Here is a 17,503-nt window from a genome sequence, read left to right on the forward strand (position 1 = left end):
CAATGAAAATTCTTTTATTGTATTTAGCTATTATTGGGTTTGTTATCGCTAATGATAATAAAACAATAAATCAAGATTCTAATAATACGAATATATCTAATACTAATAATATAAATATGGCTACTGATAATAATGCAACAGCAAGTCAAAATGTCAATAAGGCAGTAAAAAATGTAGATAATAATGCAAGTAGCCCTAAAGCTAATCAAGTGCAAGTATCTAATGCGGCAGAAGAGCCAGCATTAAGTGCAGATGAAAAGCTTAAAAATGAGATTATCACATTTGATAGAGTTGATTATATAAAGAATAATACGAATATTGAAGACCCTTTTATATATGTTTATCCACAATCGGAGGAAGATTTGGCTAGTATTTTAAAAACGGAACAAGCCGTGCTTACTCTTAATGGTATTTTTGAGGATAAAGCGAGTATTAATAATACTTGGGTGAGTAAAAATGATATTGTAGAAGGTTGGACAGTGTCGGATATAAAGCAAGATAGGGTTGAGTTAAAATTTAGGACTAATACAAAAGTTTTATATGTCTATTCAAATGACAATAAAGTCAAAATTAAATAGTTAGGTAATGAGAGATGAGAAAAAAATTTGTTGTTTTAATACTTTTAAATTTAGTAGCAGGTTGCTATATTTTAAATGCGAATAATTTATGTGAAGATAGATTATTTACCATATCTACTTCTAGTCAAGATGGAGTAGCTGTCGGTGATTTATTAAGTCAGTTGGCATCAGAATGTGGCTATAGTATGCTTATCAAAGATAGGGCGGCAAAAGAAAAATTGTCGAAAAGCATAGCATCTGTAAATGTTAGACAATTGCCTATAGAGAAGATTTTTGATTTGATATTGACTGAAAATGAATTGAATTATGAATTTGATGGCAATTTACTCAAAGTATCTTTTTTGATGACAGAGACATTTCAAATCAATTATATTGGAACTTCTAGAGTAGGTGCAAGTAACACAGATATAGTATTATCACAAAATGCTATGACAACAGATGGCACCACAGGAACTTCATCTACTAGTGGCGGTGGCGGTAGCAGTGGGCTACAGGGTTCTACTACTGGCTCTGGTTCGGATTTACAGCATAGTGTTTATCAGTCATTAGCCTCTAATGGGCTACAACAAGGAACTGTGGATAGTATGTCTGGGACAAAAATCCTATCAATGGACCAATTTGACTTTTGGGGTAAATTAGAAAAAGAACTATTTGAAATTGCATTTAGACCGGGTGATGCACATCAGCCAAAGAGAATCTTTTCTACCTCCAATAACACCACAACAGGACAATCTACCCAAACTGGAACAGGAGCACAAGAGGATATAGGCGATGGACAAAGCGTTATTGTTAATAAGATTGCAGGGCTTGTTACGGTTACTGGAACTATAAAGCAGATTGAACGCGTTAGAAAATATATTAAGAGCTTAGAAGACCAGATTCAAAATCAAGTTATGATAGATGTAAATATATTAACAGTTACACATAGCAATTCTAACACAGTTGGGGTTGATTGGAATCAGTTTTGGAATATAGGGAATCTTATAATACCTGCATACAGCACAGATAATGAAACACAAGATACCACAAGAATCGCTCTTGCTGGTGGTGGCGGAACTCAAATTAATCTATTTTCTTCTGGAGTTCAATTAACTAGAATCATAGAATTTCTAAACTCATATGGTAAAGTTAGGTCGGTTTCTAATCCAAAAGTGCTAACTCTTAGCAATCAACCTGCTTTGATTAGCGTTGGAAGTATTTTACGATATTCACAAAGCTCGGTATTTCAAAATACAACTACAGGCGGAAGCACCACAAACACTGCTACAAGCTATCCTACGGTGTTTTCTGGGGTTTTGCTTGATGTAACCCCGTCTGTTCAAGGTGAGTATATAATGTTAAAAATAAATCCGTCAGTTACTAGAACTAAGGACTTAAATACAGAAAATGAAGCTACAGCGTTACCTGAGCCTCCAAACTTATCTGCAAATCAGCTTTCATCATTGGTTAGAGCTAGAGATGGTGATAAGGTTGTTTTAGGTGGATTGATTAGTAAAAGTGTGTCGAATAACACAAGTAGAGTTCCAATTTTAGGATATATTCCTTTATTGAAATATTTATTTTCTTATGATGGAACATCAGAGCAAGTAACTGAAATGGTTATAATTATCACACCACATATAATAAAAAGAACAGGCGATAATCCAAGCTTACAAGATTTAGGATATTCCGAAACAGTAGATGCAGTTGTAAAAACTAATGATATTAGTATAGGATTAGATGACCCTGAAGAAGAAAAGCCTAAAGATGAAGATAAGGAACAAAATTTATAGTTTTATCTAAAATTTAAAAGCTAAGATAAGTAAATTAGTATGAAAAAAATAATTGAGCTAGAAGATAGGTGGAAAGCCTATAGATATAAAAAAATAATATTTTATATATTTATAGTTGTATTTATTACTTTTATCATTTTTGTAGGGGTTTTTATAAAATTCCAATATGATAGATATACTGCTAAAAGTAATGCAGTAAAATATGCCAAACAAATTGCAAAAGCAAAAGAATCTACAAATAATACTCCTATTGTTGTAGATTCAAATACAACGCAAAATCATTCTAGTAGTGCCAATGCAGTATCACAAACAGAGCAGATTCCAGCTATCGATTTTGTTTGTAGAAAGGTTATAGTTGATAAGCTTACAGTTCGTAAAGAAGCTAGTTTTAAATCAAAACCTGTAGGATATTATTCAAATAATGCTATTTTTTGTGCTGAAAATATAAATACTAATGGTTTATTAAAAACAAATAATGGCTGGGTTAGTGCAAATGATTCTTTTAGTCAAATTGTAGAGGTTAATATGTTTGTAGATTCTGGATTCCATAAGAGTCCAAGTAGAAATCAGCAGGTTATAGCAAAAGCACCAGTTGAAGAAGTCAAGGTATTTGAAAATACTCCTACTCGGTATGCAAATGCATCTAGTGGTAATACACAAAATACAACGCAAACTATTAATTCCGCTCCTATAGAAAAAGCAAGAAAGCCTATTATAAATATTAGTTCTGAAAAAATTACCAAAGAAAAAGAGATAGAATTAAAACAAGCTGATTTTAAACGAAGTAATAATTATGATATTGCAATAGATATTGCTGAATATTATTATGAAAATAAGGATTATAAAAATTCCATTAAATGGGCATTAAATGCTTCAAGTGCAGATTCTGGGACTAAGCTAAAAACGCAAAGTTGGATAATCTATGCAAAATCTCTTTATGCCACAGGTAAAAAAGAGCAAGCCATCGAGGTTTTAAATAGATATATTGCAAATACTAATTCCAGAGATGCTATAGATGCATTAAACAATATAAAACAAGGCATAATTTAGTGGCTAAAGTTAGAATTGGTGATAGATTAATTTCTGCGGGACTAATTACTAATGCCCAATTAGAAAAAGCCCTTGAAGAGCAAAGAAATCAGGTTAGACGCAAAAAAATTGTTCGTGTGCTTGTTGATTTGGGTTATCTTGAAGAATCCAAATTGCTTGGATTCTTCGTTGAGCTTTGTAAAAGAGGTGAGTTAAATCTACTATCGATATTAGAAGATTTTCCAAATAGTGAAGAAAATATTCTAAAGTTATTATCAAGAATGATAAATATGGAATATGTGGATTTGGATACTTATGAATTTAATCCATCGGTATCGGATTATGTTCCATTTAGTATAATTGAGCGATATACATCATTTCCATTTGCAGAAGATGAAGAAAAAGATATTGTCAAGGTTGTTTTAGCAGACCCATTTGATATTCGAGCAAAAGAGGCTATTACTCGTTCTATTCGTGGAAAAAAAGTATTATTTTGTATCGCAAAAAAAGAACAAATTGTATCCATCGTAATTCGTTTGTCTTTAAATGATAGTGTAAAACTTTTAGTTCAAGCTATTCGCGAAGAGATGAGTGGAACAAATGGACTTGTTACATTTGCAGGAGATGAGGGTGATAATAAGTCTGCTATTACAAAACTTATTTATGTTATTCTTGAAACAGCAGTTAAACAAAAAGCAAGTGATATTCATATTGAAGCTTTTGAAAATGCGACAGTCGTTAGGATTCGTGTAGATGGAGTTATGAGAGAGGCATTTAAGTTTGATAAGGATATGTTTGCTCCACTTAGTTCTAGAATGAAATTAATGGCGAATCTTGATATTGCCGAGCGTAGAAAGCCACAAGATGGGCGATATAGTGATATAATTATGGGGAATCCATTTGATTTTCGTATCTCAACTCTGCCAATTATTACAGGTGAGAGTATCGTTATTAGGATTCTGGATAAAAGTAAGGTTTTAGTAAAATTAGAAGATTTGGGAATCTCAGAGTTAAATTTTGATAGATTTAATGAAGCGATAAAGCAGCCAAATGGAATCGTTCTAGTTACAGGACCAACGGGAAGTGGTAAAACTACTACATTATATGCAGCATTAAATGCTATTAAAAATGTAACTCGTAAGATAATCACAGTGGAAGACCCTGTGGAATATCAAATGGAAATGATTCAGCAAGTTATGGTTAATGAACGAGCTGGAATGACATTTGCAGCGGGCTTACGCTCTATCTTGCGGCAAGACCCAGATATTATAATGATTGGTGAGATTCGTGATAGAGAAACTTTGCAGATTGCATTACAAGCTGCATTAACTGGGCACTTAGTGTTAGCCACACTCCACACCAATGATGCCATAAGCGGGGTTGCTAGGCTTTTGGATATGGGGGTTGAGAGCTTTTTTATTGGCTCTACATTATGCGGATTACAAGCACAAAGATTGGTTAGAAAGCTTTGTCCACATTGTAGATACGAGGTAGAGCCTCCTGATAATATGTTAGCTCAAATTAGGAATCTAATCCCAGATGATTATCATTTCTATAAATCACATGGCTGTAGTCAATGTGGAATGCAGGGGTATTCTGGTAGGGAAGTAATATCAGAAGTTGTGCTTGGAACAGAAAGTATAAGACGTTTAGTTTCTGCAAACGCAACGAAAGATGAATTATTAGCAGAAGCTAGAAAAGATGGCTTTGTTACTATGTTTGAAGATGCTTTATTAAAAGCATTAGAAGGTAGAACAAGCTTAGATGAAGTATATAGGGTGGCAAAATTATGAAATTTTATAAAGTTTCTTCAAGAAAAAATGGCAGAAAGATTGATATTCTTGTTAGGGCGACAACACCAGAAATGGCGTTTAATGTTGCTAAAACTAAATATAAGGCTAAGCCTGTATCTGCAGTGGAATCTGAACCTCCGTTTTATCTAAGGTTTTATAATAACCTAACCAAAGATAAAAAAATTAAATATGATGATATGATTGCAGCATTTAAGCAAATGTCTTTTATGTTGAATGCTGGTATTTCTATACAATCTACACTAGAAGATTTAATAAAATATACAGATAATGAGAGATTGGTTGTTATATTTGATTCTGTTTTAAATGGTGTTAATAGTGGTAGGACGCTAACAGAATCTTTTATGGACCATAAGAATCTCATTGGTGGGCTTACTATCTCTATGATTTCACTTGGTGAAAAAACAGGTAATTTAGCTGAATCTCTCGAAATGCTCGTTCGAAGTTTAGAGGAATTACGAGATAATAGAGCGAAATTCAAAAAAGCTATGCGTTATCCTATAATCGTTATTTCTGCTATGGTTATCGCATTTGTTGCGTTGATATTGCTTGTTATACCGCAGTTTAAGAGTATATTTGCCGAGCTTGGTGCTAATTTACCTCTTCCTACTAGAATCTTAATAGGAATAGAAGAGGTTATGACTAATTATGGATTAGTCGTAGCTTTAGGAATATTTGTTTTTGTAATGTTTATTAAGAATAGATATAAACATAGTCCAACATTCAAATTAAAATTTGATGAATATATACTAAAAGTAAAATTAATAGGTAATATTATATTTTTATCCACTATGAATCAGTATGTAACGACTTTATCATTATTATTAAAAGCGGGTATTTCACTAGAAGAGGGCTTAGAATCTTCAGCAATATTGCTTAACAATGACTATATAAAAAATAAATTTTTAGTTGTTGATATGTCTATTAAAAGAGGAGTTACTCTTACAGAGGCTTTTGCGGAGACTGGATATTTTGAGCCTATGACCATCCAAATGGTAAATACAGGTGAGCAATCTGGTGAGCTAGATAAGATGCTTGCCTCCGTGGCGGAATACTATAAAATCAAATATGATTATATTATCGATAACTTATCTGCTTATATTGAGCCGATTATGACTTTCTTTATCGCTTGTTTGGTGCTTTTACTCGCACTTGGAATCTTCTTGCCTATGTGGGGCTTGGGAGCAGCTGCAAAAGGTGGCGGTTGATAAAGTGAAAGTTTTCTTAGATAAACAACACTTCTTATAAAACTATGTTTTTGTAGGAAGTTTTTTGAACCTAGAAATCTTATTTGCATATATTTTTGCTGTAGTTTTGTTGATTATCACGCCCGGACCAGTTGTGGCATTAGTCATTAGAAATGCTAGTAAATATGGCTTTAGATTCGCTCTTGCTACGAGCATAGGGACGAATCTTGCTTCATTGATTTTAATCTCACTATCTATCGCAATAATTTTAGGGGCATTTAGCATATCACCAGCTTTTTTGTCTGCTATTAGCATATTTGGTTGTATTTTTATATTTTATCTTGGGTTTAAATCCTTGCTAAATTTAAAACATAACAACCACATTCAAGAATCTATCCCATCGCAAACAATACATAAAAAATCCCTAAAATCAAGCTTTTTTGAGGGCTTTGGTATAGCTATTAGCAATCCCAAAGATATTGTATTCTTTGTGGCGTTTTTCCCGCAGTTTATTCACATTTCTAGTTCGATTTATCTTAGCTTAGCGATGTTGGTAGTAGTTTGGATTCTACTAGATTTTGGCATACTTATTTCATATTCGCTACTTATGCAAAAATCTATATTTTTACGATTCAATAAAGCCATTAGTGTAATTAGCGATATAGTTTTAATGCTAGTTGGAATCTTGGGGCTAATATATATTCTAAACCATTAAATAAAATCTAGAATCCCATTATTTCAAAAACTTTTTCTTAAAAAACAATCTTGCAAAAATCCCAACTCTTCTTCGAAGTCTCTTTTTGTGTAGCACCCAGCCTCCAATAGCTCCAATGAGGCTTCCAAGCACAATATCAACCACCCTTGCACTCACAATAAGATTTGGGTCATATTGCATAAAGTTCCCCGCCTCAGCCAAATAAGTCGTATAAGGTGTGATGAAAACAATCGCTAGAGCGTAATTCCTAACCACCAAAAACTCTGTCATAAAGACTAATGTAAACATCAAAAGGGCAAATTCCACATTCCCAAACTTAAACCCAAGTAAATACCACGCAAATCCAGCCCCAATAAAAGTGCCAATAATCCGTTGTAACTGCTTAATCCAAACTGCCTTAATCGTAAGCCCTTGCATAATCACAGCACAACTCACTCCAACCCAATAGCTCCGCTCCAACCCCAAAACCTCGCCGATAAACACCGCAAAGCCCACGAAAAGCCCAATAATTATGGGGTCGATTATAATGACATCAAAGCCGAGTTTCCCTCGCTTAGGGACTTCTTGGGGAATATTATTTTTAAAAACATAAATCACAAGGAGGCAGTAAATAAAGCCAGTGATATTCGCACTCATCGCACCAAGCGAGACTAGCCCAATTAGCATAATAAAATCACTTTGATTAAATGGGAGATTCGCCCCTAAAATACACGCCAAAACGAAGAAAAAATATCCCGGAGCCCCCAAGTCGTAGTATCTCACAATCATCGAGCTAATTATCGTTACAACGCACACAATTAGCGGAATTAGAAGTGGAAAAAACTGCCCAATTAACCCAAGAGCGAAAGTAAAGCTAATGCCAAATCCAGCCGCCATTAAAACTAGCATTCGATGATAAATCGAGGTGCTTGGAATATATAGAAATATCGTCGTGCCAATCATCGCCACCAGCCCCAAATCAGGGCGATTAAAGAGTGCTCCTATAAATAGCACGATAGCGACATTTAGCCCCGCGAAAAATGGCATTTGCCACACTCGCTCGGTTTTGTTTAATGCGATTAATTCTTTTAGTTGTGATTTCATTTATATTTATTAAGATTGATTTAGATTGTTGCTATTTCCTAGCTTGAATGCCGAATGTTAGTCCAAAAGTGCTTAAATATATCTTTATATTTTGAGATATTGTAAAAATCTAGTGGTTTAATAGCTTAGATTCTGCAATATAGAAATAGAATCTTTGATAGTTAATGTTAATTGTATTTTCATAAATTTACTTAATATACAATAAATTTTTTATTTTTTTTAGCTTTCTTTACTTTTGATTTACTTTTTTTTACTTTTTATTTACATAACATTTAATAAGCAATAAAACTTTAATATTTAAGTTTGATTTAAGTTATTTTAAGTTTCGCTTAATAGGGGGGGGTAGAATAAACTTAAGATGTGTTTAGAGTTATATTTATTTAAAGACATCTTAAATTTATTTGAAAGGATACGCAATGTGTAGAGAAGTAGTAGTTGTTGCAGCGAAACGAACAGCGATAGGCTCTTTTCTTGGTAGTTTGAAAAGCACAAGCCCACGAGATTTGGCTTCTAGTGTTGCAAAGGCGATTATCAAGGACACAAATCTAGATGTAAATCTAGTAGATGAGCTTATTTTAGGACAAATCTTACAAAGTTCTCAAGGGCAAAATGTCGCAAGACAAGTCGCCATCTATAGTGGGATTCCACAAGAAAAGGGTGCTTATACAATTAATAAGCTATGTGGTTCGGGGCTTAAATCCGTGCAATTAGCATTTAATGAAATAGCACTTGGTAATAGTGATGTAATATTTGCTGGAGGTGTTGAAAATATGTCTCTATCTCCATTTACCTTAGAAAATATTCGAGGTGGATATAAGATGGGAGACCAAAAAGTAGTAGACACTATGATAAAAGATGGGCTCACTGACGCATTTAGTGGGGTGCATATGGGGATTACTGCGGAGAATCTTGCTAAGAAATATAATGTTTCAAGAGAGGAGCAAGATGCATTTGCCCTAGACTCACAACAAAAAGCTTCAAAGGCAAGAAAAGCAGGGAAATTCAAAGATGAGATTGTGCCTGTTATGTTAAAGAGTAAAAAAGGTGAAACTGCATTTGATACTGATGAATTTATCAAAGATGATATAAGCTTGGAGAGCTTAGCGAAGCTCCGCCCTGCATTTGACAAGGAGGGCACAGTTACAGCTGGAAATGCAAGTGGTGTAAATGATGGAGCAGCTATGATTTTACTTATGAGTAAAGACAAAGCAAAAAAGCTTGGATTGCCAATACTTGCCAAAATTAAGGCTATTAGAAGCGTGGGCGTTGACCCTAGCATTATGGGGATTGGTGCGGCAATGGCTGCAAAAAAAGTGCTTAAAGACACAAATCTAAAAGTAGACAATATAGATTTAATCGAAGCAAATGAAGCATTTGCAGCCCAAAGCTTAGCTTGTATTAAAGAATTTAATCCACCACTTGATAGATTAAATGTAAATGGTGGAGCAATCGCTTTAGGACACCCAATAGGTGCTAGTGGGGCTAGAGTGGTAGTTACACTTTTATATGAGATGATTAAGCGAGATTCTAAGCTTGGCTTAGCGACATTGTGTATAGGTGGCGGACAAGGTATAGCGGGGATATTCGAGCGAGAGTAAAGCGAAAGTAAGGCTGGGTTTTTAATAAAATTTATAGCAAACGGGCAATGCCCCTTGCAATAGGGCGGACTTAGCAGGAAACTGCAGTTTGTTCGCCTAAAAACCTTAGCCTCTCTAATTTTTGCGTTAGCAAAACGAGGCTAAAAGCCGAGTTTTTTACCAAATATTCGTAGCTTTAGAGATTTTAAAAGGGCAATGCCTTTTATTGCAAAATAGATATTGGTTCTATTATACGATAAAAACCTTAACTTCTCGATTTTTTACGAAGTAAAAATAATGGTTAGAAAACTTCGTTTTGTAGCTTTACACGAAGTTAATACTTTGGCAAGTAAGCTACGCTTTACGAGAAGCTACGCTTTAGGTGGGTCAAGGGAGCGAAACTCCCTGTTGTAGGGCGGATTTTATTCGCCTAAAGAAGTAAATTTAAAAAGAAAGGACATAATATGAAAATCATTTCTGCACTTGATGCAGCAAAACTTATAAAAGATGGGGATTCTGTATTTATTGGAGGATTCTTGGGTTGCGGGACTGCTCATAAAACAATCGAGCAATTAGTAAAGTTAGGCACAAAAAACCTAACGCAAATTAGCAATGATACTGCTATGGCGGATTATTCCTATGGGAAGCTAATCGCAAATAAGCAGATTTCAAAATTAATGGCTACTCACATTGGAACAAATAAAGAAACTGGTAGGCAAATGAGTGCTGGGGAACTAGATGTTACGCTAATCCCACAAGGAACATTAGCTGAGCGTATTCGTGCATCTCGTAGCGGACTAGGCGGAGTGCTTGTTAGCACAGGGATTGGGACTTTAGTTGCAGAGGGCAAAGAAGTTATAAATGTAGATGGCAAGGATTATTTATTAGAGAAGCCACTTCATGCAAATGTAGCTTTGATTTACGCCACTTATGCGGACAAGTATGGAAATCTCTCATATGATGGCACAACTCGTAACTTCAATACACTTATGGCAATGGCTGCTGATTTGGTAATAGTTGAAGTAGAAGAGGTATTGGATAAAGCACTAAATCCTAATAGTGTGGTAGTGCCGGGTGTGGCTGTAGACTATGTAGTAGATAGCAGAAAGGAGCAATAAAATGGAACGAACAAAAGAGCAAGTTACAACAACTATTATAAAAAGAGTTGCAAAAGAATTCAAAGACGGGAATCTAGTAAATTTGGGAATCGGTATGCCAGAATTGGCAAGTAACTATATCCCAGAGGGTGTTCACATTATCTTACAAAGTGAAAATGGAATGCTAGGAATGGGCGGAATGCCAACTGAAGAAAATAAGAATCCACGCATTACCACAGCTGGAGGAAAAGCAAGTAGCATAAAAGAGGGCGGAATGTTCTTTGACTCTGCATTTAGCTTTAGCCTAATTCGTGGCGGACATGTGGATATAACTGTTCTTGGGGCTTTAGAAGTAGATGAAAATGGGAATCTAGCAAATTGGATAATCCCGGGTAAATTAGTCCCCGGCATGGGTGGAGCAATGGACTTAGTAAATGGTGTCAAAAAGGTAATTATTGCCATGGAACACACTGATAAAAATGGCAATTCCAAGCTTAAAAAAGCCTGTTCCCTGCCACTTACTGGAGCAAAATGTGTAGATATGGTGGTAACTGAATTGGGTGTATTTGAGTTTGAAAATGGCAAGATGAAGCTAATTGAGATTCAGCCAGATTCTAGCCTAGAGGAAATTCAAGCAAAAACTGAAGCTAAGTTTGAATTAGCATTGTAAGGAGAGAAAAATGAAAGATAAAGTAGTAATTGTAACGGGAAGTGCAAGTGGAATTGGCTTATCTATGGCTGAAAAATTCTTTGAAAAAGGTGCAAAAGTCGTTCTTAGCGATATTAACACAGAGGCATTGAATAAAAAAGTTAGCGAATTTAATAGTAGCAATGTTTTAGGGATTAAATGCGATGTGAGCCAAGAAGAAGAGATTAAAAACTTAATCAATACTACAAAAGACAAATTTGGCAGAGTTGATGTTTTTGTCAATAATGCTGGACTTCAACATGTAGCTATGATTGAGGATTTCCCAGTGGCGAAATTCGACCAAATGGTTGCAATTATGCTTAGAGCGTGTTTTATAAGCACGAAATATTTATTTCCAATTATGAAAAAGCAGAAATTCGGGCGAATCATCAATATAAGCTCCATTAATGGACTTATAGGATTCGCTGGAAAAGTCGCATACAATGCTTGTAAGCACGGGATTATTGGTGTTACAAAGGTTGCTGCATTAGAATGTGCTAGAGATGGAATCACTGTTAATGCAATATGCCCGGGATATATTGCAACTCCGCTTGTGCTAGGGCAAATGGCGGATTTAGGTAAAACTCGAGGTTGTAGCACTGAGGAGGCATTGGAGCAAGTTTTATATCCACTTATTCCGCAAAAACAGCTTATAGATGTTAATGATGTAGCAGAGCTTGCTTGTTATTTAGCTAGTGATGTTGCTAAGCATATCACAGGAGCGGCGATGGTTATTGATGGTGGTTATACAGTTCAATAGCAATAGGCTTTAAAAACTCGTTACAAGGATAAAATATGGATTTTATAGTTGTTTTAACTTCATTATGTTTTTTAATGTTTGTGGCTTATCGGGGGTATAGCGTTATTTTGTTTGCCCCTATTGCTGCTATGGGAGCTGTGTTACTAATAGAACCATCATTAGTATTGCCTATGTTTTCTGGGCTATTTATGGATAAATTAGCGGGATTTGTGAAAAGCTACTTCCCGATTTTCTTGCTAGGTGCAGTATTTGGCAAGGTTATTGAGCTAAGTGGATTCGCAAAGTCGATAGTTGCAGCGACCATTAGGATAATTGGAGCACAAAGAGCGATGTTGTCGATTGTTATTGTGTGCTGTTTGCTAACTTATGGCGGAATCTCTCTATTTGTGGTTGTGTTTGCGGTGTATCCATTTGCAGCAGAAATGTTTAGACAAGGAAATATACCTAAGCGATTAATTCCCGGAACTATTGCACTAGGTGCTTTTACTATCACTATGGACGCATTACCGGGAACGCCACAGATTCAAAATATTATCCCTACTACATTTTTTCATACAAATATCTATGCAGCTCCAATACTTGGAATCATAGGTTCAATAGTGATTATGGTAGCAGGTATGTCATATTTAGAATGGATGAGACGACGCGCTTTTAGAGCAGGAGAGGGATATGGAACTGGGCATATTAATGAGCCAGAGTCAGTGGATAGCAGCAAATTAGCAAATCCAGTGATTGCCATATCTCCTTTGATAGTTGTTGGCGTTGTGAATATAGTATTGACTAGGCTTATTCCTAAGATATATGGAGAGAGTGTATCATTCTCACCAGCAGTAATAGGGAATCCGCCTGATGTCGTTCAAAAAGTAAGTGCTGTGGCAGCTACTTGGGCGGTGGAAATAGCCCTTTTAATGGGGATTTTAACTGTTATTGTATTTGCTTGGAAAACAGTATTGGTGAAATTTGCCGAAGGGACTAAATCTGCGATTGCTGGCTCACTTTTAGCGGTATTAAACACTGCTAGTGAATATGGATTTGGTGCGGTTATTGCGGCATTACCGGGATTCTTGGTAGTTGCAAGTGCACTTGGAAGTATCCCAAATCCGCTAATAAATGAAGCCATCACAGTTACGGCACTAGCAGGTATTACAGGCTCTGCATCTGGTGGTATGAGTATCGCACTAGCAGCGATGGCAGATACTTTTATAGCTAATGCAAATGCCGCTGGAATCCCTATGGATGTTCTACACAGAGTGGCATCTATGGCATCTGGCGGTATGGATACATTACCACATAATGGTGCGGTTATTACACTTTTAGCAGTTACGGGATTGACCCATCGTCAATCATATAAAGATATATTTGCAATTACGGTGATTAAAACATTAACTGTATTTGTAGTTATAGCTGTATTCTATCTAACTGGATTAGTGTAGTAAGGTAAAGGTTTGGCGTTTGGAGTAAGGATTGCGGAGAATCTTTTTAGAATCTCTCGCAGTCTTTGGCTAAAATATTTTAAGTAGCTAAGGCTACGAAATAATTAATTTTAAGGAGATTAATATGGCAAAAATGAAAGCGGTAGTTTATCACGGGAAAGCAAATGATTATACATTAGATACTATAGACAAACCAAAGATTTTGAAAGACACAGATGCGATAGTTAAAATCACAACTACGACCATTTGTGGCACAGACCTACACATAAGCCACGGGCATGTGGATTATATGACAGAAGATATTGTGCTAGGACATGAGGGTGTAGGAATCGTAGAGGAAGTGGGAAGTGGCGTTAGCAACTTTAAAAAAGGCGATAGAGTGATTATCTCTTGCGTTACTTCGTGTGGAAAATGCGAGTATTGCAAAAGAGGACTTTATGCACACTGCAAAGATGGAGGGTGGATTCTAGGACATAAGATAAATGGCACACAAGCCGAATATGTGAGAATCCCACACGCAGATAATAGCCTATATGCCTTGCCAAAAGGTTTGCCGGAGGAAAAAGCTGTAATGCTTAGCGATATTTTACCAACTGGATATGAAATCGGCGTAAAATACGGGAAAATCTCTCCATCGCAAACTGTGGCGATAGTGGGCTCTGGACCGATAGGAATCGCCGCTCTTATGACAGCACAATTCTATAGCCCAAGTAAGATTATTATGGTGGATTTAGATGATAAAAGGCTCGATAAAGCGGTGAAAATCTTTGGGGCAACTCATAAGGTAAATAGCAAAAACCAAGAAGAAGCAATCAAAAAAATCTTTGAAATCACTGACGGCAAGGGCGTAGATGTGGCGTTGGAGGCAGTTGGATTCCCAGCTACTTTTGATTTATGCCAAAGGATTATCAATCCGGGCGGACATGTCTCTGTTTTAGGTGTGCATGGAAAGCCAGTGCAGTTTAATCTAAATGAACTTTGGATTAAAAATATCACTTTATCAACTGGATTAGTTTGCACATTTACTATCCCTGAATTACTTCAAGGTGTGGTGGACGGCAAAATCAAAGCTGATAGTCTCTCAAATAAGGAGCATAGAAGCTTTAAGCTAAGCAAGATTTGCGATAAAGATAATGCTTGGGATGTCTTTAGCAATGCCGCAAAACACGACGCATTAAAGGTTATCGTAACTAATGATATTAGCTAAATAGCTAGTTAATTGATACTTGCATTTTTATGCGGGTATTGTGATGATATTGTAGCGGTGCGTTATGCACCGCTATATTGTTGGTTGGCGATTTGGGGCGTTATCTATGTGGTAGATTATATTTAGATTCCACTAGATTCCATTTAGATTTTGGGGCGAAATAATTATTAAAGGATTCTTGGATTCTTTAGTAATGTTTTGGCTTATTTGAGATTCCAAGATGGATTCTAAGGGAGATTCTAAGGGATTTTTAAGGATTCTATTAGATTTAGGTTTTCAAGGAAACTTCGGCTAAAGCCTTGTTTTACACGAAATTTCGCTTTGCTCATTTTGTAGCTTTAGGGGGGGGGTTAAAACGAGCGGTAGCGAAGTTTCGTTTAAAGGGGCAACGCCCCTTATCGCAAAGACGAGTTTTACTTGTCTGCGAAGTCAAATACCTTAGCTTTCTCAAGTTTTTTTATGAAATAAAAAATACTTGTAGCTTTTACGAGGAAACTTCGCTTCGCTCGTTTTGGGGGTTTAAAGGGGCAACGCCCCTTATCGTAAAGCGGGGCTTTGCTCCGCTGCGAAATAAATTTTAAAGGAATTATTTGTGAAAAAAATCTTACTTTTAGGTGCTGGATATGCCACTATGAGCTTTATAAAAAGTATCGATAATGCGTATTTTAAAAAGGCGGAATTTACGCTTATAAATCCATATGATTACCATTATCACACAGTTTTATTGCATAAAGTGGCGGCTTTTGGTGAAGATGTCCGTTTTAAGTTTAGCGAGATTCTGCCAAAGGAAATAAAAGTCATTCAAGATAAAGTGCTAGAAATCACTAGTGATGGCGTAATAACTAAGAATGCCACATTTAGTGGATTTGATTATATTATTAGCGGATTAGGATTTAGTAGCGAATCTTTTGGTATTAAGGGCGTTGGCGAATATGCTCTAAATCTTACAGATTATGAATCCGGCTTAAGAATCCATCAGCACATAAAATCCAAAATCGAGCAGTATCTGCAAGATAGAGATGAAAATAATCTTAGATTTATCGTTTGTGGCGGTGGGCTAACAGGCGTAGAACTCGCAAGTGAAATGGCACTAAGCATAAAAAAGCAAAGTGAACGACTTGGGATTCCTAGCTCAAAAATTAAGATTTTCATCATTGAGGCTATGCCCAGCATTATCCCTATGTTTGCCAAAAGCCTAATTGCAAAGGCTTATAAGCGATTAGAATCTCTTGGAGTGGAGGTTAGGGATAATTCTAAAATCCTAGAGTGTTTTAAAGATGGCATTAGGATTGATAATAATGGAAATGAGGTGAAAATCACCGCAAATACGATTATTTGGACGGCTGGTGTAAAGGGCAATGAGGTCATACAAAAGAGTTTCCCAAAAAGCATAAAATCAAAAATCGAGGTAAATTCGGAGTTTCTCCCGCTTGATAATAGCACTAGGAAGCACTTTTTTATCGGTGATAATTGTGCGTTAAAAGATACACATACAGGGACTTTTTACCCAGCTACAGCACAAGTTACAATCCAGCAAGGGCGATTTTTGGCAAAGCATTTTCCAGCTATTTTGAATGGCGAGAAAATCACGGATAATTTTAGCTATAAAATGGTGGCGAGTTTCTGCTCACTTGGGGATGGATATGCCATAGGTGAGCTATTTGGCATACGATTTAGCGGGAGAATAGCAAGTTTCTTTAAATCGCTAATAGAATGGCTATGGAAAAATAGGATTCAAGCAGGTTTTTAAGGGATTTAATTAAATCTTATATAAAATATAACTTGCTACTATCAAGCTTAAAACTTTTTTTGAAAAGGAGGCTCTACTAGCGTTAGAATTGCTAGAATCTTTGTTTTGGAGGATTATATATTTAAGTGGAGAGATTCTATATTATATAAAAATCATTCCACAAGCTAGACATCTCTATAATCTCAAGGGACATTAAAGATTCCTTATAGATTATAAAATATTGAATTATATTTTTTTAGCAGAACATTCCTTGCAGATTCCAGTTAGTAGTATCGAAGCTTCTTCAATGTTTTCATATCCGCTTGCATTCTTGCAGTAATCTTGAAAGTCGCTTATATCTATCTCAAAATCTTCTAATTTCTCGCAGATTTTACAAAATAGATGAATATGTGGCTTTTTGTTTATCTCGTATTTTTGCTTTTGCGTGGGAGTTTTTACACTTTTTAATATATCCATACTTTGTAATGCTAATATATTTTTATACACAGTTGCAAGGGAAACGGAGGGAATCTTGATTTTGATTCTATTAAATATATCATCTACAGTTGAATGACCATTTTTATCTAATTCCTCTAAAATAGCAATCCTTTGTGGAGTAATCTTTAACTTTTTTTCTTTCAATATTTCTGTAAAATTAGTATCACTCAAAACATTTCTCCTTAAATTTTTTATAATTTGTTGATTAATAGTCAATAAATTGTAGCATTAAACAATAAAATTTATTATATGATAAAAAACCTTAAATATATCAAATTTATACTAGTATATTGTTTATTTTCTAAAATAATTGTAGAATCTAGGATTCAATTACATAGT

The 17,503-nt window shown here is 35.5% G+C and carries 15 protein-coding genes; 13 read left to right on the top strand and 2 right to left on the bottom strand.

The features are described from left to right. Window positions 1–2: 2 nt before the first annotated feature. The 6 genes from CCY99_RS07850 to CCY99_RS07875 all read left to right on the top strand — a co-directional run bounded on the left by CCY99_RS07850 (window position 3) and on the right by CCY99_RS07875 (window position 7,092). Entirely contained in the window at window positions 3–578 is a 576-nt protein-coding gene (locus CCY99_RS07850; RefSeq protein ID WP_112060868.1) for a hypothetical protein, read from the top strand. Between the two features lie 14 nt (window positions 579–592). Beyond that, window positions 593–2,350 (top strand): pilus (MSHA type) biogenesis protein MshL, encoded by a 1,758-nt coding sequence (gene mshL / locus CCY99_RS07855; RefSeq protein WP_112060869.1) that lies wholly within the window; start codon window positions 593–595, stop codon window positions 2,348–2,350. 39 nt (window positions 2,351–2,389) lie between these two features. Next, window positions 2,390–3,400, top strand: a complete 1,011-nt coding sequence (locus tag CCY99_RS07860) for a hypothetical protein (protein ID WP_112060870.1) — start codon at window positions 2,390–2,392, stop codon at window positions 3,398–3,400. Next, a complete protein-coding gene (locus CCY99_RS07865) occupies window positions 3,400–5,172 on the top strand; it encodes a GspE/PulE family protein (RefSeq protein WP_112060871.1) in 1,773 nt (590 codons plus the stop codon). The genes CCY99_RS07860 and CCY99_RS07865 overlap by 1 nt, the downstream gene beginning before the upstream one ends. Beyond that, a complete protein-coding gene (locus CCY99_RS07870) occupies window positions 5,169–6,398 on the top strand; it encodes a type II secretion system F family protein (protein ID WP_112060872.1) in 1,230 nt (409 codons plus the stop codon). The genes CCY99_RS07865 and CCY99_RS07870 overlap by 4 nt, the downstream gene beginning before the upstream one ends. 64 nt (window positions 6,399–6,462) lie before the next feature. Next, window positions 6,463–7,092 carry a LysE family translocator gene (locus tag CCY99_RS07875; RefSeq protein WP_112060873.1) on the top strand — a complete coding sequence of 210 codons (630 nt, stop codon included), beginning with the start codon at window positions 6,463–6,465 and terminating at the stop codon, window positions 7,090–7,092. 18 nt (window positions 7,093–7,110) lie between these two features. Here the strand turns inward: CCY99_RS07875 and CCY99_RS07880 are convergent, their stop codons facing one another. Further along, on the bottom strand, window positions 7,111–8,175 hold the full coding sequence (locus tag CCY99_RS07880) for an FUSC family protein (protein ID WP_112060874.1): 1,065 nt from the start codon (window positions 8,173–8,175) through the stop codon (window positions 7,111–7,113). Window positions 8,176–8,591: 416 nt separating this feature from the next. Here CCY99_RS07880 and CCY99_RS07885 point away from each other — a divergent pair, with 416 nt between their 5' ends. The 7 genes from CCY99_RS07885 (at window position 8,592) to CCY99_RS07915 (ending at window position 16,687) form a co-directional block, all read left to right on the top strand. Beyond that, the gene (locus tag CCY99_RS07885) at window positions 8,592–9,773 is read left to right on the top strand and encodes an acetyl-CoA C-acetyltransferase (RefSeq protein WP_112060875.1); all 1,182 of its coding nucleotides are present in this window, start codon (window positions 8,592–8,594) and stop codon (window positions 9,771–9,773) included. A 443-nt stretch (window positions 9,774–10,216) separates the two neighbouring features. After that, window positions 10,217–10,870: a CoA transferase subunit A gene (locus CCY99_RS07890; RefSeq protein WP_112060876.1), complete on the top strand. Its 654-nt coding sequence runs from the start codon at window positions 10,217–10,219 to the stop codon at window positions 10,868–10,870. A gap of 1 nt (window position 10,871) precedes the next feature. Further along, window positions 10,872–11,519 carry a 3-oxoacid CoA-transferase subunit B gene (locus CCY99_RS07895; protein WP_112060877.1) on the top strand — a complete coding sequence of 216 codons (648 nt, stop codon included), beginning with the start codon at window positions 10,872–10,874 and terminating at the stop codon, window positions 11,517–11,519. A gap of 10 nt (window positions 11,520–11,529) precedes the next feature. Then, window positions 11,530–12,297, top strand: a complete 768-nt coding sequence (locus tag CCY99_RS07900) for a 3-hydroxybutyrate dehydrogenase (RefSeq protein WP_112060878.1) — start codon at window positions 11,530–11,532, stop codon at window positions 12,295–12,297. A gap of 35 nt (window positions 12,298–12,332) precedes the next feature. Beyond that, on the top strand, window positions 12,333–13,730 hold the full coding sequence (locus CCY99_RS07905) for a GntP family permease (protein ID WP_112060879.1): 1,398 nt from the start codon (window positions 12,333–12,335) through the stop codon (window positions 13,728–13,730). Between the two features lie 124 nt (window positions 13,731–13,854). After that, window positions 13,855–14,937 carry a zinc-dependent alcohol dehydrogenase family protein gene (locus CCY99_RS07910; protein WP_220092246.1) on the top strand — a complete coding sequence of 361 codons (1,083 nt, stop codon included), beginning with the start codon at window positions 13,855–13,857 and terminating at the stop codon, window positions 14,935–14,937. Between the two features lie 592 nt (window positions 14,938–15,529). Then, entirely contained in the window at window positions 15,530–16,687 is a 1,158-nt protein-coding gene (locus tag CCY99_RS07915; protein WP_112060880.1) for an FAD-dependent oxidoreductase, read from the top strand. Between the two features lie 225 nt (window positions 16,688–16,912). Here the strand turns inward: CCY99_RS07915 and CCY99_RS07920 are convergent, their stop codons facing one another. Further along, window positions 16,913–17,335, bottom strand: a complete 423-nt coding sequence (locus CCY99_RS07920; RefSeq protein ID WP_181646894.1) for a Fur family transcriptional regulator — start codon at window positions 17,333–17,335, stop codon at window positions 16,913–16,915. Window positions 17,336–17,503: the final 168 nt, after the last annotated feature.

The organism is Helicobacter sp. 16-1353 (assembly GCF_003288815.1).
Classification (GTDB): domain Bacteria; phylum Campylobacterota; class Campylobacteria; order Campylobacterales; family Helicobacteraceae; genus NHYM01.